The sequence below is a fragment of the Helicobacter bizzozeronii genome, from assembly GCF_900196775.1.
Classification (GTDB): Bacteria; Campylobacterota; Campylobacteria; order Campylobacterales; family Helicobacteraceae; genus Helicobacter; species Helicobacter bizzozeronii.
In genome coordinates, this window is record NZ_FZLB01000003.1 from 1 (window position 1) to 21,014 (window position 21,014).

Sequence of the window (21,014 nt, forward strand, 5' to 3'; positions counted from 1 at the left end):
GATTTTGGGTGCGGACAAGGGGGCATGCTTAATGGGTGATACACTTGCCATGAAAGTCCTTTTTTAATCTAATCAAGCATAAGTTGTTCCTATTGTGTTAAAATAGAGACTGATGACACTCTAAAGGCAAGCCTTGATCAGTATCCAAGAAAGCGCCCCCTATATCGCCCACCCGTTGGCTTTTTATGCGCCCCTATGCCAGCCCAATACGCTTTTATTAGAAAGCGCACAAGCAGAAAACAAGCACCACACCCAATCGCTGATCCTAGCTCAAGCATGCGTTAAGATTATCTGCCATCACGATCGGGTTAGCATGCATGCCTTGAATGCCAATGGTTTAGCCTTGTTGCAAGATTTGGCAATCACATTAAACACGCCCCTTGCGGGACAAAGCATTCATTTGCATTACCCCAAAGATCACACTTATGCCGATGAATTTAGCAAATTACAAAGACCTAGCCCCCTAGATGCCCTGAGGGCTATTTTTACACCCTTTAAAGGCAAGCACAAGCACCCCCTAGCCCTCTTTTGTGCCGGGTTATTTTCCTTTGATTTCATCGCTTATTTTGAAAATCTGCCCCTTTTGAGCGTGCAGGATAACAGCGCACCTGATTTTCTCTTTTATGTGGCACAAAACTTGGTCGTGATCAACCACCTAGAGAAAAGCACGCAGATTTTAGGGACATGCTTTGATCCCCAGTTACAAGATCAGATTCAAGCAGAGGTGGCGCATTTAAAACAACTAGCCACAAACACCCCCACAGATTTTAACCCCCCCCCACACACGCCTAATAAAAATGTCAGCACCGATTGTGATGATGAACTTTTTGGAAAAAGGGTGCTAAAACTTAAAGAGGAACTTAAAAGGGGCGAGATTTTCCAAGCCGTGATCGCGCGCAGTTTTTACCTAGAATGTTTGGATAGCCTGAGTGCGTATCACCACCTCAAAGTGCAAAACCCCAGCCCCTATATGTTTTACATGCGCACGCCTGAATGGGTGCTCTTTGGGGCTAGCCCTGAGAGCGCACTCAAATACGACTCAAGCACCAACACCGCCCAAATTTACCCCATCGCTGGGACACGCCCTAGGGGCAAAAAGCCCGATGGATCGCTGGATTTGGATTTGGATAACCGCCTAGAGTTGGATTTGCAAAGCGATTCTAAAGAGCGCGCCGAGCATGTTATGCTTTTGGATTTGGCGCGCAATGACATCGCAAGGGTGGCTAAACCCAACACCCGCTTTGTCAATAAACTTTTAAAGGTGGAAAAATACGCCCATGTGATGCATTTGTGCTCGGCGGTGCAAGGCGAACTTAAAAGTGGGTTAGACGCTTTGCATGCCTATAGAAGTTTTATGAATGCGGGCACACTCAGCGGTGCGCCCAAAATTGCCGCGCTCAAGCTCATCGCCGCTTTGGAGGGCAAGAGGCGTGGGTCTTATGGGGGCTCGATGGGGTATTTGGGCTTAGATGGTTCGATGGACACTTGCATTGTGATCCGATCGGCATTCGTGCAAGAGGGGCGCGCCATTGTCCAAGCCGGGGCGGGCATTGTGCTAGAAAGCGATGTTAAGGCTGAGATCGCTGAGAGTCGGGCTAAGGCGCAATCGGTGATTGAGGCGATCCAAAGAAGTTAGCATGAAAATTTACTTGATTGATAATTTTGACTCCTTTACTTATAATTTGGTCTATGAGTTGGAGAGTTTGGGGCATAGCGTGGTGGTTTATCGTAACGATTTGGCTGAGGGCTTGCTTTTTGAGCGCATGGCAAAAGAAAAGCAAAAGCCCTTGTTGTTGATCTCACCCGGACCGGGCGATCCAGCGCACTCGGGGCGACTCTTGCCCTTGATTGCTAAGGTGCGGGGGCATTTTGGCATTTTGGGCGTGTGTTTGGGCTTGCAAGCCCTAGCCCAAAGTTATGGGGCGGACATTATCCAAAGCCCAGAGATCATGCATGGCAAGAGTAGCCGCATACTTCTAGAACCCTTTGAGCCCTTTGAGGGCTTGGGGGAAAGTTTGCAAGTGGGGCGTTACCATTCTTTGGTGGCGAGCAATTTACCCCCTTGTTTGGAGGTGATCGCCCATTATGAGGGCATGGTGATGGGGATTTATTGTGCTAAGGATAATGCCCTAGCCTACCAGTTCCACCCAGAGAGCATTATGAGCACGCAAGGCACACGGCTTTTAAAACAAAGCTTGGAATTTTTGCAAAAAAATAGCCATGACTGAGATTTTAGCCACCCTCTGCCAGCACCAAGATTTAAGCCCAAAACAAATGCAATGTTTCTTATCTGCCATTTTTGAGGGCAACATCAGTCCTGCCATGTTGGGCGCGATTTTGATCGCCCTAAAGATGAAACCCGAGAGCCCCCAAGAGATTGCCAGTGCCACCATCGCACTTAAAACCAACCTACCGGGCATTGCCGGGAGTTTTGTAGATAATTGCGGGACGGGTGGGGATGGTGCGTCTAGCATCAATATCAGCACGATCAGCGCGTTATTGTGTGCGTCCATGGGCGTGAAAATGGCAAAACATGGCAATAAGAGCGCATCGGGTAGCGGGAGTGCGGATTTATTGGAGGCTTTGGGCGTGAATACCCAAATGCGCCCCGCACAGCTCAAAAACTGCCTAGAAAAAACCAACTTTGCCTTTTTATTTGCCCCCTTTTACTACCCTAGTTTTGCCAAAATTGCCCCTATCCGTAAAGAACTCAAAGTGCGCACCTTGTTTAATCTGCTAGGACCTCTGCTTAATCCCTTGCCTTTAAGTGCGCAACTCTTGGGGGTTTATGACAAGAGTCTATGCCTGCCCCTAGCTAGCGTGCTTAAAAAATTGGGCGTGCCTAGGGCGATGGTGGTGCATACGGCGGGCGTAGATGAAATTGCCTTGCATGGAGAAATCCAAGTGTGCGAGTTGCAAGGGGGCAGGCTTTTAGAATACGCCCTAAGCCCCCAAGATTTTGGGTTGCAAACCTATGCTTTAGAACAGATGATAAGCCCTAATTTAGAATATAGCGCGCAAGTGTGTTTAGAGGTCTTGCAAGGCAGGGGGCAGGAGGCACACAGGGCGATCATTGCGGCTAATAGTGGGGCGTTGTTGGTTTTAAGCGGGTTGGCAGGCGATCTCAAAGAGGGCACGGCTTTAAGCCTAGAGCAAATGCATAGCCAAAAGGGCTACCAGCATTTACAAAAGATCGTTACAATTAGCCATGCCTAATCACCTCCAACAAATCTTAGAGCGCAAAAGAGAGGAGATCCAAGCCCTCAAAATGCGCTTTTCTATCCCCAAGACCCTAAAGCCTAGCACACGGGATTTCCACAAGGCGCTACAAGAGAAGCGCACCAGTTTTATTTTGGAGTGCAAAAAAGCCTCCCCCTCTAAGGGCTTAATTTGCCCCAACTTTGATCTGCCCCAAATTGTCAAAATTTATGACAAATACGCCACTTGTTTATCTGTTTTAACCGATAAGGCGCATTTTCAAGGCTCTTATGAGAATTTAAAACTAGCCTCCACACTCACCACCAAGCCCCTTTTATGCAAGGATTTTATCTTAGAGCCCTTCCAAATCTTGCTAGCCCGCCACATGGGAGCAGATGCGATTCTATTGATGTTAAGCGTGCTAGAGGACTCCACTTACACCCAGCTAGCCAAGTTGGCTAAATCGCTGGGCATGGCGATCTTAACGGAGGTCAATAATGAATCCCAAGCCAAGCGGGCGTTAAACTTGGGTGCGTCCATCATTGGGATTAACAATCGGGATTTAAAAACCTTACAGGTGGATTTAAACACGACCCTACGCCTCCAACCCTTGATCCCCAAGGGCATAACAATCATTAGCGAATCGGGGATCAACACCCATAGCGACATTAAAAAGCTATGTCCGCATGTGGATGGGTTTTTGGTGGGGAGTTCTTTAATGGCACAAGGTAACTTAAAAAAGGCATGCCAAAAGCTCATTTTGGGGGAAAATAAAATCTGTGGGCTTAGGCGTGTTAGGGATGCTAAAAAAGCACACAAAAACGGCTTTATCTATGGCGGGCTCATCTTTGATCCCAACTCCCCGCGTTACATTAGCCCCAAAAAGGCTAGCAAGCTGGTTAAAAAAGTGCCCCAACTGGACTTTGTGGGGGTGTTTGTGCATGCCAACATTAAAACCATCATCAAAAGAGCCTACCAGCTTAATTTAAAAGCCGTGCAGTTGCATGGGGATTACAATGCCGACCAAGTTGCATTGTTAAAACAAGCCCTAGAATGCCCGGTGTGGCAGGTGGTGCGCGTTAATCCGCAAGCAAGCACGCTAAAGGCGCAAGACTTGGGGGCGGATTTGATTTTATATGATAGTCAGGGTGTGCGTGCCGGGGGGAATGGCGTTGCCTTTAATTGGGGGGTTTTAGCGCATGCCCCTAGCCCCTTTATGCTAGCCGGGGGCTTAAACCCTAATAATCTCAAAAAAGCCCTACGGGTGGGGGCTGTGGGGCTGGATATTAATTCAGGGGCAGAGATCGCACCGGGTAAAAAAAGCCCCTCTAAGATCAAGCAACTAGCCCAAATCTTGCGGGAGTATTGATGGTTACACAAAATAAAGAAGCGTATTTTGGGGCTTTTGGCGGGCTCTTTGTGCCTGAAATCTTGATCCCCCCCTTAGCTCAGCTAGAGGAGGCGTTTCAGGCGTGCTTGCACGATTTGGATTTTCAAGCCCAGTTTAGCACTCTTTTAACCCACTTTTTGGGCCGCCCCACGCCTCTAACACGGGTTAAAAACCTCATTTCTAACCCCAAAGTTAGGCTTTATCTCAAACGAGAGGATTTATTGCACGGGGGCGCGCACAAGAGCAACCAAGCCCTAGGGCAAGCCCTCTTGGCTAAGAAAATGGGTAAAAAACGCATCATCGCTGAAACCGGAGCAGGGCAGCACGGGGTCGCCACCGCCCTAGCTTGTGCGCTTTTAGATTTAGAATGCGTGATTTATATGGGCGCAAAGGATATAGAACGCCAAGCCCCCAATGTCTTCCGCATGGAGTTAATGGGCGCACGGGTGGTCCCGGTGAGCACCGGATCGGCTAGCCTCAAAGATGCGATCAATGAGGCACTAAGGGATTGGGCAAACTCTTATCCTACCACGCATTATCTCTTAGGCACAGCCGCTGGCCCACACCCCTACCCTAAAATGGTTAAACATTTCCAAAGCATGATCGGATCAGAGAGCAAAGCGCAAATCTTAGAGCAAGAAGGACGGCTGCCCCATGTGGTGATCGCATGCGTGGGTGGAGGGTCTAACGCAATTGGGATGTTTTCTGCCTTTTTAGAGGATAGCCAAGTGCAGTTAGTGGGGGTTGAGCCTGCTGGTTTGGGGCTAGAGAGTGGCAAACATGGTGCGGTGCTGTGTCGTGGGAGCATGGGGATTTTGCATGGGAGCAAGACCTATATTTTACAAGATGAACAAGGGCAGATCATAGAGAGTCATAGCATTTCAGCCGGGCTAGATTATCCGGGCGTGGGTCCGGAACATAGCTATTTGAAACAAAGCGGGCGGGCTAGCTATGTGGGCATTAGCGATCAAGAGGCATTAGAGGCGTTTGTGGCTTTAAGCAGACATGAGGGCATTATCCCCGCTTTGGAGAGCGCGCATGCTCTAGCCTATGCGCTCAAGCTAGCCAAAGAGGATCAAGAACGCGTGATCGTGGTGAATTTGAGCGGGCGGGGGGATAAAGATTTGCAAAGTGTGCAAGAGGCACTAAAGGCTAGATCATGAGATACGCCCCCGTTTTTAAGGCTCTCAAAACAGCCAATAAACCCGCCTTTGTGCCCTTTGTCACTTTGGGCGATCCTAGCTATGATCTGAGCTTTGAGATTCTCAAAACCCTCATCGATACGGGCGTGAGCGCATTAGAATTAGGTTTTGCCTTTTCTGACCCCATAGCTGATGGGCCCGTGATTCAAGAGGGCAATTTGCGCGCGTTGCGTTGGGCGAACATGGCGGCTAATTTTGAACTCTTAGAGCGTGTGCGTAACCTTGCGCCCAATATCCCAATCGGCTTGCTAGTCTATGCCAATTTGATCGTGCGCTTTGGGGTGGATCGCTTTTATGCCGCATGCGCAAAAAGCGGGGTGGATAGCGTGCTAATTGCCGATGTGCCCTTGTGTGAGAGTGCGGAATTTATCAAAGCAGCCCACCAACACGCCATCGCCCCGGTTTTTTTAGCCACCCCCAATGCCAGCCCAGAGCATTTAGAGCACATCGCCAAGAATTGCCCTACCTTTGTGTATGTTCTCGCCCGTGCAGGGGTAACAGGCACACAAGAGCACCTAGCCACCACCCCCCAGCACATTCTACACACGCTCAAAAAGATCAGCCTCACCCCTTGCTTGTTGGGCTTTGGGATTTCACAGCCCTCCCATGTGCAAAGTGCTTTGAGCATGGGGGCTGATGGGGTGATCTGTGGTTCGGCTGTTGTGCAGATCATCGCCCAAAATTTGGAGCACCCTCCTAGCATGCTGGCACGCTTAAGGGAGTTTGTGGCGCAGATGGTGGGGGAGAGTTAGTTTTAGTTTCTTGCCAAAGGATCAACATGCAAACCACAATCGGGCAATACCTCTTGGATCGTCTGAAAAGTTATGGAGTCCAACATCTCTTTGGAGTCCCCGGGGATTATAATTTAGCATTTTTGGATTTGATAGAAGATGACCCCCATATACAATGGGTGGGGAATTGTAACGAGCTCAATGCCTCCTATGCTGCTGATGGCTATGCACGCTTAAAATCAATGGGGGCATTGCTCACGACCTTTGGGGTGGGGGAACTCAGCGCCATTAATGGCATTGCGGGTTCTTATGCCGAGAGCGTGCCGGTGGTGAAAATTGTGGGGATGCCCTCTAGGGGGGTTGTCCATAGCCGTAAGCTGGTGCACCACACTTTGGGCGATGGGGAGTTTTTGAAGTTTTATAATATGTATGCAGAAGTGAGCGTTGCCCAAACCATTTTAAATAAGCAAAACGCCCAAAGTGAGATCGATCGGGTTTTGGGGGAGTGCTTTTTGCACAAAAAACCCGTTTATATTGGTCTGCCTGTCGATGTAACGCATATCCCCATTGAAACTTACGCCCCCTCTCCCCTTGTTGCCAAGAGTGATCCCAAGATTTTAAACGCCTTTTTAAAGGACGCTCAAGAATTATTAAGCAAATCCAAATCCCAAGTTGTGATGGCTGATTATGAGGTCAATCGCTACCAGTTCAACCAAGAACTCACACGCTTTATAGAGGCGGTGAATTTACCCATCGTTTCATTGGCAATGGGTAAGGGGGTCTTTGATGAAACCCACCCTAATTTTATCGGTGTTTATAATGGCATTCTGAGCGATGCTAGGGTTTCTTCTTTGATGAAGCATGCAGATTGCGCTATTTTGGTTGGGGTCAAGCTGACCGACTCGCTCACAGCGGGCTTTCATTATATTCGTGAGCACCACCTTTCTATCCAAATCCACCCCTTTTATAGCCAAATTGGGGAAAAAACCTACGATGATATTTTAATGCAAGATGTCCTCAAAGCCCTAGCCCAGCTCAAGTTCCAAGCCAGTTTCCCTAAAGAGACACACCCCAAGACTCCCCATTTAAATGGCAAGCTCACCCAAGATAAGTTTTTTAAAATCATTCAAGAATACTTACGCCCCCATGATGTCTTGATTGCCGAACAAGGGACTTCATTTTTTGGCGCGATCTCTATGGTTTTGCCCAGCGGGGTGAGTTTTATTGGCCAGCCTCTGTGGGGATCGATTGGCTATACTTTTGGGGCACTGCTGGGCACTGCTTTAGCCAGCCCTGATCGGCGGCATATCTTGCTCATTGGTGATGGGTCCTTCCAGCTGGTCGCCCAAGAACTCTCCACCATGCTCAGAGAGAATATCACGCCCATTATCATTGTGATCAATAATGATGGCTACACGGTGGAGCGTTGTATCCATGGGCCCACACGCCAATACAACCACATCAACATGTGGCATTATTCCAAGCTGGCAAGTTTTTTTGATGTCCATTTGGCTAGAGAGGTGGTGAGTTTTCAGGTTTCCAGTGTGGCAGGGCTCAGAGAGGCGCTCTGTGTTGCCCAGCAGAATTCTAAGCTCGCCCTGATTGAAGCATGCATGGATAAAAACGATGCGCCCATTTTGTTAAAAAAATTGGGGGCGTTATTTGGGGCACAGATTTAAATTAAGAAAATTTTAAGTAAAATAAAGTTAGGATTTTTGGACTTACGATAAGGAGGTTACATGAATATTCCCTTTTTAGGCGACCGCCAGCAACGAGTCCTTTATTGTTATACAATTTTTGGATTGTTGGGGTATGGGGCGTATGTCTTGATCAAAGAAATAATCCAAGACTCAGCTGACTGAGGTTGGCAATGTTACCCAGTGGTGTAAAAGCACAGCTTGATTGTGCTAGAGAGGATTTGCAAAGGGCGACAGAGGCATTTAACGATCTAGAAGAGCACAAGGTCTTTGGGCAGTGGTTGGCAAAAAGGTGCGTGGATTTTGAGGCACACAAAGCCAAAAGCCTAAGGTGCATGGCAGACCTAGAGCAAGAGGGCAGGGCAGAGGTTGTGATCGCCTTCTTTGGTGAAACCAATGCGGGCAAATCCACGCTCATTGAAACCTTACGCCTTTTCTTCAAGGAAGAGAGTAAGCTCCAACAGCAAGCGTCCTTTAAAAAGGTGCGATCGCATTTTAAAACACTCAGCCCTAGAGAGCAAGAGCAAAGTTTAGGCTTGGCTGATGGGGCGATCATTGGGGATGGGAGGACCGATTTCACCAAAGACTTTACCCCCTATCATTTTACCCGGCGGGGGGGGGGGGGAACAAACCTCTTTCACTCTATTAGATGTCCCTGGGATTGAAGGGCAAGAGGCAAAGGTTAGGGGGCAGATTGAAAAGGCGCTTTTACAAGCCCATGTCATTTTTTATGTTAATCGAGAGTGTTCCCCAGAAAAGGGCACGCTAGCCAAAATCAAGAGCTACTTAAACGATCAAAGCCGGGTTTATTTTTTCTACAATAAGGGTGCAGGCAGTCCGGAAAGCTTGCAAGAGCCTTTGATCCAAGATGATGAGGAACATGCCTTAAAACAAGCAGATGCTAGGATACAAGAGGCTTTGGGGTCTTGCTATCAAGGGCACCAAGTCGTGCGCGCCCAAGCGGCGTTCTTGGCATTAGCCACGTGTCTGTGGCAAGAGGACGACTTTAAAGAGGGCGGGGGGAGTCAGTTTTCACACACTTGGCGCACGCAACAAAGATTCTTGAAAGAATACAGCACACCAGAACTTTTAAAGCAGAGTAATTTAGATGTGTTGTGCCAATTAATCAAGGAGATAGGGGACACACAAGCAGAGATCATTTATCAAGACAGATGCCACAAGACCTCCCAAATCTTGATGGCATGTGCTGGGGATTTGCACCAAAGTGCCCAAGCCATGTTGGATAAAAATAATCAGCTTAGGGAACAAATGCCCGCTAGAATCTCTGAACTTAGATTGTTGCCCAGAAGAACGCGTGCATTTTTAGCAAGAGAGATGGGCCAAGCCCTTCAAGGTTTTAAAAGTGCCAGCGAGGATGTCGTATATGGCTACATTAAACTAGATGTCAGCGATGGAAAATTTGGGGAAGAAGCCAATAAAGTCTTGAGAGAGCAGTTTGATAAATTTGGTGATGTTTCCACCCAAAAAGTTAAATCGCGTCTCCAAGCATTTGAAGAGGATGTAAGGGCAGTCATGGCAGATTTTAACCACTTAGCCGAATCGGTTGAAAGTGGGGAAGTGTATTTAGGGCATCACCAAGATCAAGAGTTTGACACAGATAGCGGGATTGATTGGTGGAAGTTAGGGGGTGCTGGGGCGACTATTGGGGGGTTACTCATGTTTGATTTGCTCAATTTTTGGAATCCGGCTGGGTGGATTGGCATGGGCGCTACGGCACTCTTGCTCTACAATGCGACACGCAAGTTTTTTGATAGCGACTTTAAGAAAAAAGAGCAACGCAAGGCTTTTAACAAGGACTTGGATGAGAAGATTCGCCACATAGAAGGCAGGATCAAAGATTTTCTTGAAAATATCGGGCATGAACTAGAGGGTGTGATAGAGGGGATCATTAAAAACCTAGAGGGCGTTTTGATCCAAAGAGAAGAGGGGTACAAGACTTTACGCAACATTGCCATGAGTTTAGATAAGCGAGCTGGGAAACTCCAACTAAGGGGGAGAAGATAATGCAAGAGACACTAGAGACACTCCAACAAAAGGGGCAAATCTTAGATCGGCTCTTAGACTTCATCAAGGAGGGTTTGGGGATTGAAAAGTCCATGCAGGTTAAATTGGTTGAGGGGGGCTGGGAAGAAAAGATCGAACACGCCAAACAACATGGCAAATTAAAAGTGGTGCTTGTTGGGGGGTTTTCTGAGGGTAAAACTTCCATTGCGGCAGCTTGGTTAGAGAACTTAGACAGATCCCACATGAAAATTGCCCATGAAGAATCTTCCGATCAAATTGATGTCTATGACGCAAAGGGGTGTATCCAGCTGGTGGATACACCCGGTCTCTTTGGGTTTAAAGAAAAATATAGCGGTGGTGAAGCCCAAGAGTATCAGAAAATCACCGAAAAGTATTTGAGTCAAGCGCATTTGATCCTGTATGTGATAAACCCAACTAATCCCATCAAGGAGAGCCACAAAGAGGAATTGTGTTGGCTATTTAAGGAGCTCGATCTCTTGCCCAGAAGCGTGTTTGTGCTCAGTAAATTTGATAAAGTGGCAGATCTCAAAGATGAGGGGGACTACAAACACCATTTGGAGATCAAACAAGAGAATGTGCGTGGGCGCTTGCAAGAGATGATCGGATTAGATGAGGAACAAGCTAAGAGTTTGGACATTGTGGCGGTGGCGGCCAACCCACATGATAGGGGCGTGGAATATTGGCTTGAACACCTAGAGGAGTTCCACCGCTATTCACACATTGAATCGTTGCAAAAAGCCACTGAGGCAAAAATTGCAGCCAATGGTGGGGTTGAGAGCTTGATTTTAAAAGCCCAAAAAAGCGTTTTAAGCGATTTGTTGCACCCTTGCTTAAAAAAGGGGCAAGGCATACTAGAAAAGATCGGTGTAGAGATTGGGGCTTTGCAAGAAACACATGCAAAGATGTCTGCAGATTTAGGGGAGCTCAAACAGAACATAGAGACTAGCAAAGAGAGCTTAGAGGCGTTTTTTGCCGATCACTTCAACCGCTTGTTGGAGAATCTTGAGGAAACGGGCTTGAATAATATTAAGGCGTTTTTGGAAAGGTGGATTGGGGCGGGAGGTAGCGTCCTTAAAAACACCATTGAGGAAAAATTCAACCAAGAAAAAGCAATCATCGATGTGGAATTTGCGTCCATCGCAACCAAATTTGAGACAGAGGCAAGCGATTTTGAGAAAATCCTAAAGGGTGTCAAGTATTTTACCGGGACAGGAACCGCTACTGGCGCAGCCAGCATGCTAACGGGTATGCTTGAGGGCTTGGGCTTGGGGGCAAAAGCCTTGAGCAGAGTTACGGCTATTTTAGGTGCTGTAACTATTGTGCTGGAAACTATTGAGCGGATTTGGGAAGGGATTAAGAAATCAGAGTTGGAGGAGGATAAGAAAGAGCTAAGGGCTGAGGTGGAAAAGGTCAAAGAAGATGTGTTTAAAATCATTGGCCAGTTTTACCAAAAAGGTCTTGAAGCTTATGAAGACTTGAATCTAGCCATTATCAATCTTAAAAATGAGATTAAGTCTTCAAAGGAGCGTCAAAAAACACTGGAGGATTGGATAGCGCATGGCAAGACCATAGAAGCATGATGGGTGTTGCTTTGGTCCTAAGATAGGTGAAAGCCCGTGCTGGCAAACTTGATCACTTTATCGATCATGGGCTTTGTTGTGGTGGGGTTGGTGGGCTATGTCGTGGGCAATATCAAAACACATGGTTTTATTAGGGGCGTTTTTTGGTCTGCTCTGAATACCACGCTACTGGTTTGCCTTGTGCGTTTTATATTCTTTGATGGTGGCTTGATCTCGCTTTTGATCGCCCTTGCTTTATTGATTTTTTCCTATTTTCAAGAGGGCAACTTCCTATCTATTTATATCGCCCTTGGGCTATCATTCTTCTTGCTCTTTGCCCATAAAGACCTCTTACATCTTTTGATCGCTATGGGCACTCTGCTTTTTTTCATTGCGGGCTTGTGGTGGGGTTTCTAGCAATTTTTGTGTGGACTATTAGAATCGACCCCTTCTAGCTTAGTCCCCTAACATTCTTTCTATAATTGCCATGTGTTTTTGCATGCTCTCTCTTAAATCAAACTTTTTGATCCGCTCCAAGCCCTTTTCTATGCATTGTTTTCTCAAGACCTCATCTACCAAAGCAACTTCTAATTGCCTGGCGATGTCTTGGACATCGTAAGGGTTGCAATAAAAACCCGCATCGCCTAAGATTTCGGGCATGCATGAGAGATGGCTGGTCAGGATGACACATTGAGCCTGCATGGCCTCTACCATGGGCAAACCAAAACCCTCCGCCCAACTCCCAAACCATAAAAGTCGGGCGTTGGCATAGAGGGTTTGCAACAGCGCATCGGAGATGTGGCCCAAGTTGATCAAAAAGTCTTCTGATTTGATTCCTAAATGGTCGGTGTTGATACCAGGTCCTGCCAACACCACCTTAAAACGCTGTTGCAATGCTTGGGGCAAGAGTTTAAACGCCGCGATCAAATTTTTAGCATTCTTGCGTGGCGATCCAGCCCCCACGACCAAAATAAATTCTCCCAAGTTAGGGGGTAAATTGGCGTAACTACCCTTGTATTCCCGCACCCCATGGTAGATCACATGCACCCTAGATTCTGCAAATCCAAAGGTTTTCAGGATATCTGATTTTGTGGATTGGCTAATGGTGATCACTTCTGTGTAAGCAGACATCCGCGGATAAACATAGTGTGCCCACCGCGCCCGATCTTCATCAGACAAACACCATGCCTTTGGATCGCACAAAGGCAGGTCATGGATAGTGCCCAAGATTTTTCTAGCCCTAAGGGGAAGAGCCATAAAACCCGGTTCAATGTAGAGATCAAAGGTTTGATTACAAGGGGCTTTGTTGCACCTAAATAACATATTCCACACCAGCTTATATCTTAAAAATAAATAAAATTTTTGTGGCAACAGGTCCCGCAATGTTCTTAAAAGATTTTTGAAAAATTGGGAAAACCCAGCCCGGGCGGGCGTTTTGGTGTGTTGCGTTAGTGGTTGTTCAGATGGCTTAGCAGAGAGAGAGAGAGAGAGAGAGAGAGCGGAATTTTTCCAAATCTTCCAAATTATCAAAGAGCATTGGGGCACGCCATAATGTTGGGTTATTAAACAAATTGAGATGATACAGCCCATCCTTAACAACCAGCTGTATGCTGACATCGTCCCTATTCTCAAAGTGTTTTTCGAGGGCTTTAATCAAGGTCAGCGTGTAATACCCAAGACCTGTCAAATCATATAGAAGAATCGAAGCATTAACAACAATCTTTTTCAAAAAACCTCCAAATGTGTAGTTTAAAACCCATAGACATAATTCACATATGCACTCACCACCCGCCTTAGGGTGTAACTCTCTTGAGAACCCGGACCAGCGATCTTAAGATAGCCATTAACTTTTGTGTTGGTGGCTTGGAAGTAGGGGTCATTAATGGTGGGGATGCGCACGCCTAGCTCAAAGCCTTGGTGCTTAAAGTGGAACCTAAAGCCCACATTCACAATCACCTGTATATAAGTGGGGTTAAAATGCGCGCTGTAGCCCTCTTTGGGGTTTTTGGACTTTTTATAGGCATTTTGGTAAAAATCCTCCATGCTGATGCACTCAATGGGCATAAAATTAGCATCTAGGGCTAGATATTGGCATTTATTTTTGGCATAGCTTTTATCCATCAGCCAGCTACTCCCCCCAATCATCACCCCCCCAAAGAGCCCATAACCCCAATGCCCCTTTTCATAGAAGTTATACAGGAAATCCACGCCTGCGCCATAGAAAAAATTAATAGAGGGTTGGGTGGCTGGGGCATAAATGGGTTTTTGGGTGCGGGCATTAAAGCCAATTTGTGCCCTGTAGGCATAATCCCCCCCTTGTACGCTAAAAAAGCCGTAGTAACGCAAACCAAATCGTTTTTTGTAGCCAAAAAATTGTTTGTAGCCCGCTTGCAAATTGCCCCCGTAAAGATTGCCTTTGTAAATTTGGGTGGGGTAACTCCTGCCGGGCATGCTAAAGGAAATATGATAGCGCAAATCTTGGATCAAAAAGCCCGTTACATTTTGCTTATAAATGCTGTTAAAATAAGAATACTCAAACCCCCCGCCCACAAAAGCCCCGTTTTTTTCGGCATTTAAAAACATAGCCCCCACCACCAACACTAAGCCTAGCTTACGCATAAGCCTTGATCCAGTCTGCCACCATAGAGGCACTGCCATGGGCTAAGTAAGTGCGGATTTTTTGGGATTGCTCAAAAAAGCGTTGGCGATCCATGCTGTGATAAATTTCTAATAAGTTGGTTGCATTCAAGCTCTCTTGGACCAGCTCGGTGTGTAGCATGGTTTTCCCCCGCCCGGGGCGTTCATTATGCAGGGCATTATAAAAGATATTGGCTAGCCCAATGCAAGTGAGTTTGACTAAATTTTTAGCGATGAAAAAATCTAGGGGTCTTGCCTTGTAGCCCAACACAAAAGGCGTGCCAATCAGGGTCGCCTCTAGGGTGGCTGTCCCGCTACAAATGAAGGCAAAGGCGCATTCATACAGGCTTTTATGCGTGTCATAGGAGATTTCAAACATGTCTAAACCATCCCCATACAATGCCCTTAAATCTGCGCCTTGCAAACTTTTGGGCACGACCAGAATATGCTTTTCAGGGATTTGTTTGGCGACCTCTACAAAAATGGGGAACATCGTGCGGATCTCTTGCTTGCGGCTCCCGGGCATAAAGACCACGCCCTCCCCTTGCGGGCTGCTCTTTTGGTAGGCGATTTCATCTAACAGCGGATGCCCTACAAAGGTGGCTTTGCTCTTGTAAAATTGGAGCTCAAAGGGCAAAATAGCTGCTAATTTGTCGCAATTAGCTTCAATGATGGGCGCGCGGTAAGCCTTCCACGCCCACACTTGGGGGAGGATGTAGTAAATGATGGGCTTGTTGGGCGTGATTTTTTTAATGCGTTTGGCTAGGGGGATGTTAAAAGAGCTGGAGTCCATTAGCAAAATCAAATCGGCTTGCTTGGAGAGTTCCACCATCGCTTTTAAAGCCTTGTAAAAAAATAGCAAGCGCTTCAAGACCTCCTTAAAGCCCATCACGCTAAAGGACTTGGGACTGAGTAAGGGCTTGTCTTGGGGTTCTAGGGGCTCATAAATGCCTAGCCACTCCACACCGCTTAAATGCCCCCGCAAAGCTTGCAAATGCACATTAGAGCTCACTTCTAGGGCACTCACAAGGACTTTCACAGCTTTTCTCCAAAAAAGCGGTGATACCCGCCGGCTTTGTTGGTTTGGGGGGGGCGGCTTAACACTAAATCGCCCTCTTGGATGGGCTGGCTAATGGTGCTCCCCGCCCCGATAATCACATGATCGGGGATATTCAGGGGGGCAAGTAGCTGGGTATCACTCCCAATAAAGACATTTTTACCGATGGTGGTTTTATGCTTAGTCTTGCCATCATAATTGCAAGTGATCACGCCCGCACCGATGTTAGTGCCCGTATCAATCTCACAATCGCCTAAATAGCTCAAATGCCCGGCTTTCACGCCTTTTAAGCGGGCGTTCTTGGTTTCAACAAAGTTACCAATATGGCTATCGCTGATGTGGCATTTGGGGCGCACATGGGCTAGCGGACCAATATGGCTATTTTCAATCTGGCTTGCCTCGATCACGCTATGGGCTTTGATATGGGCATCTTTGAGCAGACAATCCCCCACCAAGCGCACGCCCTGTTCTAAGATACAAAGCCCCTCAAAGCGCACTTGTTTTTCTAGGTAGATCGTGTGGGGCATTTGCATTTGCACGCCTGCAGCCATCGCCTCTTGACGCAACCTCTCTAACATCTGATCTTGGGCGTGGGCGAGTTCTTGTTGGGAATTAACCCCCAAAAAGGCTTTAGGATTAACAAAAATAGGCGTGATGGTGTGATCGCGACCACCCAGTCTAACAAGCTGGGTTAGGTAGTATTCCTTTTGGGCGTTGTTACAATCTAGCTTGGGTAAAAACTCTTGTAAAAATGCTCGGCTAAAGAGATACACCCCGGCATTCAAGGTATCGATCTCTAATTCTTGCGTGTTGGCATCTTTTTGTTCAATAATGGCTTGCACTTGCTGATCTGCGATCACAACCCGCCCATAACCCTCTTTATTTTCTAGGCTAAAAACCCCGATCGCATTGTCTGCCCCACTTTCTAAAAAAGGCTCTAGGGCTTGTTTGTTGATCAAGGGCATGTCAGCATTGAGAATAAGTAAGCGGGGGTGGTTGGTGGCTAAAGGCTTGCCATGATCTAAAAGCGCGCCCCCCGTGCCCGGATAGCGGGCGTGATCTTGGAGGTGGATATGGATTTGATCCCCGTATGCGCTAAAACGCTCCTTAATCATTTGGATGATGCGTTCATGTTGGTGGTATAAGATGATGTGTAAATCATCGCTCACTTCTAAGGCGGTTTGGATCACATGGGCTAACATCTCCTGCCCGCAAATTTTGTGTAGCACTTTGGGTAGGCTAGAGCGCATGCGTTTGCCCTCCCCGGCTGCCAAAATCACAACTGATAGAGCCATTTTCTCCCTTTAGGCGTTTTTAACATCCATACTATTATACTTAAAAGTTTTTGATCCCACCCCTTTAAAGGTCTTGTGTGTTTAGGCTGATTTTCTGTTGGGCTGTGTTGGCGTTCTCTTTATTGTTTGGAGCTGACCCAGCTCTTCCAAAAGATCCCATTATCCCTACAATCAATCTCTCTTTGAGCGCGCCCCACACCCCAGAGCAGTTAGTAACGACTTTAAATGTCGTGTTGGTGCTGACCCTCTTGGTGCTCGCCCCCTCCTTGATCTTGGTGATGACAAGCTTTATCCGCATTTTGGTGGTGTTTTCTTTTTTACGCACGGCACTGGGCACGCAACAAACCCCCCCCACACAAATTTTGGTCTCTCTAGCCTTGATTTTGACCTTTTTTATCATGGAGCCCGCTGCTAAAAAGAGTTATGACACCGCCATTAAACCCTATTTAGCCCAAAAGATTTCCTACACCCAAGCCTTTGAGATCGGCATTGTGCCCTTTAAAGAATTCATGCTCAAAAACACCCGTGAAAAGGATTTAGCCCTCTTTTTTAGAATCCGCCACTTAGAAAACCCCAAAACCCCCAGTGCCGTCCCCTTAAGCGTGCTCGTGCCTGCCTTTATGATCAGTGAGCTTAAAACGGCGTTTCAGATTGGCTTTTTGCTTTATTTGCCCTTTTTGGTGATTGATATGGTGGTTAGCTCCATTTTAATGGCGATGGGGATGATGATGTTGCCCCCGGTGATGATCTCCTTGCCCTTTAAAATCTTGGTGTTTATTTTGGTTGATGGATTTAATCTACTAGTAGAAAATCTAGTCGCTAGCTTTAAACATATCTCTTAGCGCGGGGTTTGGGGATGAGGGTAAAAGCGCGGTAGAGAAATGAGAAGCAGAGCAGCACAAACAAGGCTTTAAAAAGCAATTCGCTTTGGGCGTGTAACTCCATAAATTCTTTGGTTGTGGTGTAAAAACGCCCCTGAGCTTGGGCTTTGAGAATGGCAGGCGTGTAGTATAAACTGAATAAAAAGATGAAGGCGATATTTAAAATGTGGGCTAAGACCAACACGAGGGGGACGGATTTAAGCCTTTTGATCGCAAAGAGCACCAACACATCTAAGAAAAGCACCACCGCCAAAAGATTTAAAAACATGTTGGCTTTGACAAAAATACGCCCCATTAACAAACCCGCATCATAGGGGGTCATGGCTAGATAAGATAAGATTGTGGGGGATTTAAAAACCACGGGAGCCACGCCCATACCCGAAAAAGCCACAACCCCCACACCCACACCCAGCAACAATAAGAAGAAGACCCCCCACAAACGCACTAGCATGGCTAAAAGAGAAAATAATAAGCGGCGGTGAAAGCCCAGTCGCGCTTGAGATAAATATCGGTGTTATAAAACTCCGTGCCATTGGGGTGCGAGGCATAGGAAGCACGCATCATGGGGATTTTCACCCCAAATTGGATGGCACTATGCCGTGCGATCACCAAACGCACGCCCGCATTGACCATCCATTGGAATTGGGTTTTATTCACTTGGCTAGCTGTCCAAGTATTGCCCCCCACCGCCAAGCCCCCAAAGACACCCAGATTAAAATTATCCCCCGTGAATAAATTGAGGAGCAAATCAAGCCCCACACCATAACCAGAAAGGTTAAAAGTGTTCTTGCCAAAATTGATATTGTTGTTAGAAACAAAGTTGCCAAAATTAGTGAGCCCCCAGTTATAAAAGCCATAATAGCGCAAGCCAATCCAGCCCTTTTGCCCAAAAAGCTGGTTGTAACCCACATGGATTCCCACGCCCTGCGTGATCGCACTGCGGCTGGGACCTTTAGACAAATCTTGACCATGCAGGCGGGCTTTAAAGGTGGATGCCCCCACCTCATACATCACACCCACAAAAGCCGCACTCTGCTCGGCTTGCAAACCACCCACCAAAGCCCCCATCCCTAAAACCCAATTTAAAAAACGCTTAGAGTACATGCAAAACCCCCAATCTTTTTTGCAGATCGAACAATTTGGATAACCTTTAAGCTCTCACCGCCAATTTGCTAATCGCCTCAGCATGCATGTCGTCCATGTGCGTGCGTAACACTTTAGAATACATATCCACCAAGCGATTCGCCTCAATCAAACGCGTCATCTCAATAACGGCATTAACATTGCTCTTTTCTAAAAAATTCTGGCGCACAACGGGTGCGTTGAGCTCCACCCGTTCATGGGTGCGATCTTGAGGGTAGGTATAAAGATTATTGCCCACTTTTTTTAAGAGTTTTTGGCTTTGAAAGCCCACCACCGCCAACGCCCCCCCGGGCACCTCTTCATTCCCATCTCTAAAATAAACATCCCCAGTAGGCCCCACACTAAACCCCGCTCCCGGGAGCATTTGAATCCCTGTGCCACTCTCAAGCCCCCCACGGCTAAGGACATGGTAGCCCTCTTTAGTGCTCAAAAAGCCTTGAGAATCAATGGTGAAACTCCCATCACGGGTATAGGCAACCCCTTGGGGGGTTTGCACGGCAAAATAGGCATTGGGATCGCTTAGAGCAAAATCTAACGGGTTATCTGTTTTTGCCATAGGACCTAAGCTGTAATCGGTGTAACTCTCTACGATGATGGGGACGCGGTTTAAATTGCGATTCAAATACTGCGCAGCCTGCTTAGTTTGATCGGGTAGGGGCAATTTATCGCGGTAATTTTGATACAAACGCAAAAAGTCGCCCACCACCACATCATCGCGTTTAAACCCGGCGGTGTTGAGGTTGGCTAAATTATTAGAGATCTGATCTAAGCGGTTAAACTCACTAACCATGCCCCCCGTTGCTGCATAGTAACCATTTGTCATGCAAAACTCCTATTCTTTTAATTGTGCTATTATAGCTTAAAAAGAAGGATAAGTTTGCAAGAGACGATCCAACATTTCCAAACCCTCTTTAGCACTTGGGGTTACTTGTTATTGTTCTTTTATTCGCTGGGGAGTGGGTATGTGGGGATTGTGGTGGCGGCTATTTTAAGCTCAATGGGGCATATGGATTTGGTTAAGAGCATGGTTGTGGCAGGATTGGGGAATGCGGTGGGGACGAGCTTATTAATGCTCTTAGGGCGTTATCAAAAAAAGGAATTACGCGCCTATTTGGTTAAGCACCGCCGTAAATTTGCTCTGGTGCATGTGTGGATTTACAAATACGGGCTATGGCTCATCTTTTTTAATAAATACCTCTATGGGGTAAAAACCATTGTGCCCCTAGCCATTGGCTTTAGTAAATACAGCCTTAAAAAGTTTCTGTGGCTCAATGCCCTTGCCTGTGTGCTTTGGGCACTTGTTTTAGGCTTGTTGGCTTTTTATGCGAGTGCTTGGATTGGGGCTTTGATGGATCGCATGAGCGGGTATTCTTATTTAGTGCCCCTTGGATTTGTGCTCCTCATTGTTGCGTTGTATGTTTGGATTGCCAGACTAAGCCGCAAACGCCATTAAGCAAAGATTACGCCTAGCGGGGTAGAATAAACCTATTTTGACAAGGAGAGTCCATGAAAAGAGTGTTCTTGCTATCTGCGTTAATGATTTTGGCTGGCTGTGGTGCCCCTTCTGCAGGTCCTAAACCCCAAGCCCAAAATCCATCACAATGTGCCAGCCCCACTAAAAAAGAGCCTAAAACTCTTACCAACCCCAACCCCCAACCCCAAGATGAATGCCCCGACAATGGAGAGCCCAAGCAAGTGGAGTAGCTAAAAAATCCGTGTAAAATCCAAGAAAAATTGCGGGTTTTTGTAGCTATCAATAAAAGTTAATATCCCTTCTTGTCCGTCCTTGTTGCGGATGTCTAGGTTTTGTCTTCTCTCAATCAAGGGGATACGCACCCCCAAACTCCATTTAAATTGATTGACTCGCACGCTCAAGCCCATAACAGCGTTGATATTGGCATCGGTGCGCACTTGGGCTTGATCTTGTAAAAAATGCACGCTTAAAATATTAAAAGTGGTGAGCAACCCCCCAAAGACTCCATAGGCTTGGATTTTAACCCGCCCATTGGGGGCTTTGCGAATCTTGCTGTAAAAATTGGTGAGGGCATTCACGCCAAAGCCCAAGCTGTAGCGGTTGGTGTCCATGAGGTTGGATTGGTTGTAGCGTTGCATGTAGAGGTAGCGGTATCCAAAATAGCCATAGTAGGATACGCCAAAAAAGGGGGTGAAGTATTTTTG

The 21,014-nt window shown here is 46.9% G+C and carries 24 protein-coding genes; 15 read left to right on the forward strand and 9 right to left on the reverse strand.

Features of this window, described 5'->3' with window-relative positions:
* Positions 1–133 precede the first annotated feature (133 nt).
* Genes trpE through C5684_RS00450 form a run of 12 tightly spaced genes read left to right on the forward strand, consistent with a single transcriptional unit; the run spans position 134 to position 12,240 of the window.
* On the forward strand, positions 134–1,636 hold the full coding sequence (trpE, locus tag C5684_RS00400; protein WP_104639061.1) for an anthranilate synthase component I: 1,503 nt from the start codon (positions 134–136) through the stop codon (positions 1,634–1,636).
* Position 1,637: 1 nt separating this feature from the next.
* A complete protein-coding gene (locus tag C5684_RS00405) occupies positions 1,638–2,228 on the forward strand; it encodes an aminodeoxychorismate/anthranilate synthase component II (RefSeq protein ID WP_013890815.1) in 591 nt (196 codons plus the stop codon).
* Complete coding sequence (gene trpD, locus C5684_RS00410) at positions 2,221–3,216, forward strand: anthranilate phosphoribosyltransferase (protein ID WP_104639062.1); 996 nt, start codon at positions 2,221–2,223, stop codon at positions 3,214–3,216. The genes C5684_RS00405 and trpD overlap by 8 nt, the downstream gene beginning before the upstream one ends.
* Positions 3,209–4,567, forward strand: a complete 1,359-nt coding sequence (gene trpCF, locus C5684_RS00415; RefSeq protein WP_104639063.1) for a bifunctional indole-3-glycerol-phosphate synthase TrpC/phosphoribosylanthranilate isomerase TrpF — start codon at positions 3,209–3,211, stop codon at positions 4,565–4,567. Before trpD ends, trpCF begins: the two co-directional genes overlap by 8 nt.
* Positions 4,567–5,751, forward strand: coding sequence for a tryptophan synthase subunit beta (trpB, locus tag C5684_RS00420; RefSeq protein ID WP_104639064.1), 1,185 nt, complete (start codon positions 4,567–4,569; stop codon positions 5,749–5,751). The genes trpCF and trpB overlap by 1 nt, the downstream gene beginning before the upstream one ends.
* Positions 5,748–6,542, forward strand: coding sequence for a tryptophan synthase subunit alpha (gene trpA / locus C5684_RS00425; protein WP_104639065.1), 795 nt, complete (start codon positions 5,748–5,750; stop codon positions 6,540–6,542). Before trpB ends, trpA begins: the two co-directional genes overlap by 4 nt.
* Before the next feature lie 26 nt (positions 6,543–6,568).
* Positions 6,569–8,200: an alpha-keto acid decarboxylase family protein gene (locus C5684_RS00430; protein ID WP_104639066.1), complete on the forward strand. Its 1,632-nt coding sequence runs from the start codon at positions 6,569–6,571 to the stop codon at positions 8,198–8,200.
* 60 nt (positions 8,201–8,260) lie between these two features.
* Complete coding sequence (locus tag C5684_RS09640) at positions 8,261–8,383, forward strand: hypothetical protein (protein ID WP_006018620.1); 123 nt, start codon at positions 8,261–8,263, stop codon at positions 8,381–8,383.
* 8 nt (positions 8,384–8,391) lie between these two features.
* A complete protein-coding gene (locus C5684_RS00435; RefSeq protein ID WP_104639067.1) occupies positions 8,392–8,883 on the forward strand; it encodes a hypothetical protein in 492 nt (163 codons plus the stop codon).
* Positions 8,780–10,243, forward strand: a complete 1,464-nt coding sequence (locus C5684_RS00440; RefSeq protein WP_233708601.1) for a hypothetical protein — start codon at positions 8,780–8,782, stop codon at positions 10,241–10,243. The genes C5684_RS00435 and C5684_RS00440 overlap by 104 nt, the downstream gene beginning before the upstream one ends.
* Entirely contained in the window at positions 10,243–11,844 is a 1,602-nt protein-coding gene (locus C5684_RS00445) for a LeoA/HP0731 family dynamin-like GTPase (protein WP_104639068.1), read from the forward strand. Before C5684_RS00440 ends, C5684_RS00445 begins: the two co-directional genes overlap by 1 nt.
* 36 nt (positions 11,845–11,880) lie before the next feature.
* On the forward strand, positions 11,881–12,240 hold the full coding sequence (locus tag C5684_RS00450; protein ID WP_233708602.1) for a hypothetical protein: 360 nt from the start codon (positions 11,881–11,883) through the stop codon (positions 12,238–12,240).
* Positions 12,241–12,279: 39 nt separating this feature from the next.
* On the opposite strand, the gene C5684_RS00455 is transcribed toward C5684_RS00450, so the two are convergent.
* The 5 genes from C5684_RS00455 to glmU all read right to left on the reverse strand — a co-directional run bounded on the left by C5684_RS00455 (position 12,280) and on the right by glmU (position 16,812).
* Complete coding sequence (locus C5684_RS00455) at positions 12,280–13,146, reverse strand: glycosyltransferase family 4 protein (RefSeq protein WP_104639069.1); 867 nt, start codon at positions 13,144–13,146, stop codon at positions 12,280–12,282.
* Between the two features lie 145 nt (positions 13,147–13,291).
* Positions 13,292–13,552 (reverse strand): hypothetical protein, encoded by a 261-nt coding sequence (locus C5684_RS09230; protein ID WP_199764448.1) that lies wholly within the window; start codon positions 13,550–13,552, stop codon positions 13,292–13,294.
* A gap of 20 nt (positions 13,553–13,572) precedes the next feature.
* Positions 13,573–14,442, reverse strand: coding sequence for an outer membrane protein (locus C5684_RS00465; protein WP_233708603.1), 870 nt, complete (start codon positions 14,440–14,442; stop codon positions 13,573–13,575).
* Positions 14,435–15,499: a lipid-A-disaccharide synthase gene (gene lpxB / locus C5684_RS00470; protein WP_104639070.1), complete on the reverse strand. Its 1,065-nt coding sequence runs from the start codon at positions 15,497–15,499 to the stop codon at positions 14,435–14,437. The genes C5684_RS00465 and lpxB overlap by 8 nt, the downstream gene beginning before the upstream one ends.
* On the reverse strand, positions 15,496–16,812 hold the full coding sequence (glmU, locus tag C5684_RS00475) for a bifunctional UDP-N-acetylglucosamine diphosphorylase/glucosamine-1-phosphate N-acetyltransferase GlmU (protein WP_104639071.1): 1,317 nt from the start codon (positions 16,810–16,812) through the stop codon (positions 15,496–15,498). The genes lpxB and glmU overlap by 4 nt, the downstream gene beginning before the upstream one ends.
* Before the next feature lie 104 nt (positions 16,813–16,916).
* Between glmU and fliP the strand changes: the two genes are divergently transcribed.
* The gene (fliP, locus tag C5684_RS00480) at positions 16,917–17,654 is read left to right on the forward strand and encodes a flagellar type III secretion system pore protein FliP (protein WP_233704221.1); all 738 of its coding nucleotides are present in this window, start codon (positions 16,917–16,919) and stop codon (positions 17,652–17,654) included.
* Here fliP and C5684_RS00485 read toward each other — a convergent pair.
* Genes C5684_RS00485 through C5684_RS00495 form a run of 3 tightly spaced genes read right to left on the reverse strand, consistent with a single transcriptional unit; the run spans position 17,638 to position 19,659 of the window.
* On the reverse strand, positions 17,638–18,144 hold the full coding sequence (locus C5684_RS00485) for a DUF4149 domain-containing protein (RefSeq protein ID WP_104639072.1): 507 nt from the start codon (positions 18,142–18,144) through the stop codon (positions 17,638–17,640). The genes fliP and C5684_RS00485 overlap by 17 nt on opposite strands.
* Positions 18,145–18,146: 2 nt before the next feature.
* Positions 18,147–18,797, reverse strand: a complete 651-nt coding sequence (locus C5684_RS00490) for an outer membrane protein (protein ID WP_104639073.1) — start codon at positions 18,795–18,797, stop codon at positions 18,147–18,149.
* A 46-nt stretch (positions 18,798–18,843) separates the two neighbouring features.
* Positions 18,844–19,659: a flagellar hook-basal body protein gene (locus C5684_RS00495; RefSeq protein ID WP_104628796.1), complete on the reverse strand. Its 816-nt coding sequence runs from the start codon at positions 19,657–19,659 to the stop codon at positions 18,844–18,846.
* A 54-nt stretch (positions 19,660–19,713) separates the two neighbouring features.
* Here C5684_RS00495 and C5684_RS00500 point away from each other — a divergent pair, with 54 nt between their 5' ends.
* Together C5684_RS00500 and C5684_RS00505 are read left to right on the forward strand one after the other, a co-directional pair.
* The gene (locus C5684_RS00500; protein ID WP_104639074.1) at positions 19,714–20,289 is read left to right on the forward strand and encodes a DedA family protein; all 576 of its coding nucleotides are present in this window, start codon (positions 19,714–19,716) and stop codon (positions 20,287–20,289) included.
* Between the two features lie 53 nt (positions 20,290–20,342).
* Entirely contained in the window at positions 20,343–20,540 is a 198-nt protein-coding gene (locus C5684_RS00505; protein WP_104639075.1) for a hypothetical protein, read from the forward strand.
* Here the strand turns inward: C5684_RS00505 and C5684_RS00510 are convergent.
* A partial coding sequence (locus C5684_RS00510; protein WP_158650154.1) for an outer membrane beta-barrel protein occupies positions 20,541–21,014 on the reverse strand: 474 nt, incomplete at its 5' end. It abuts the gene before it with no gap.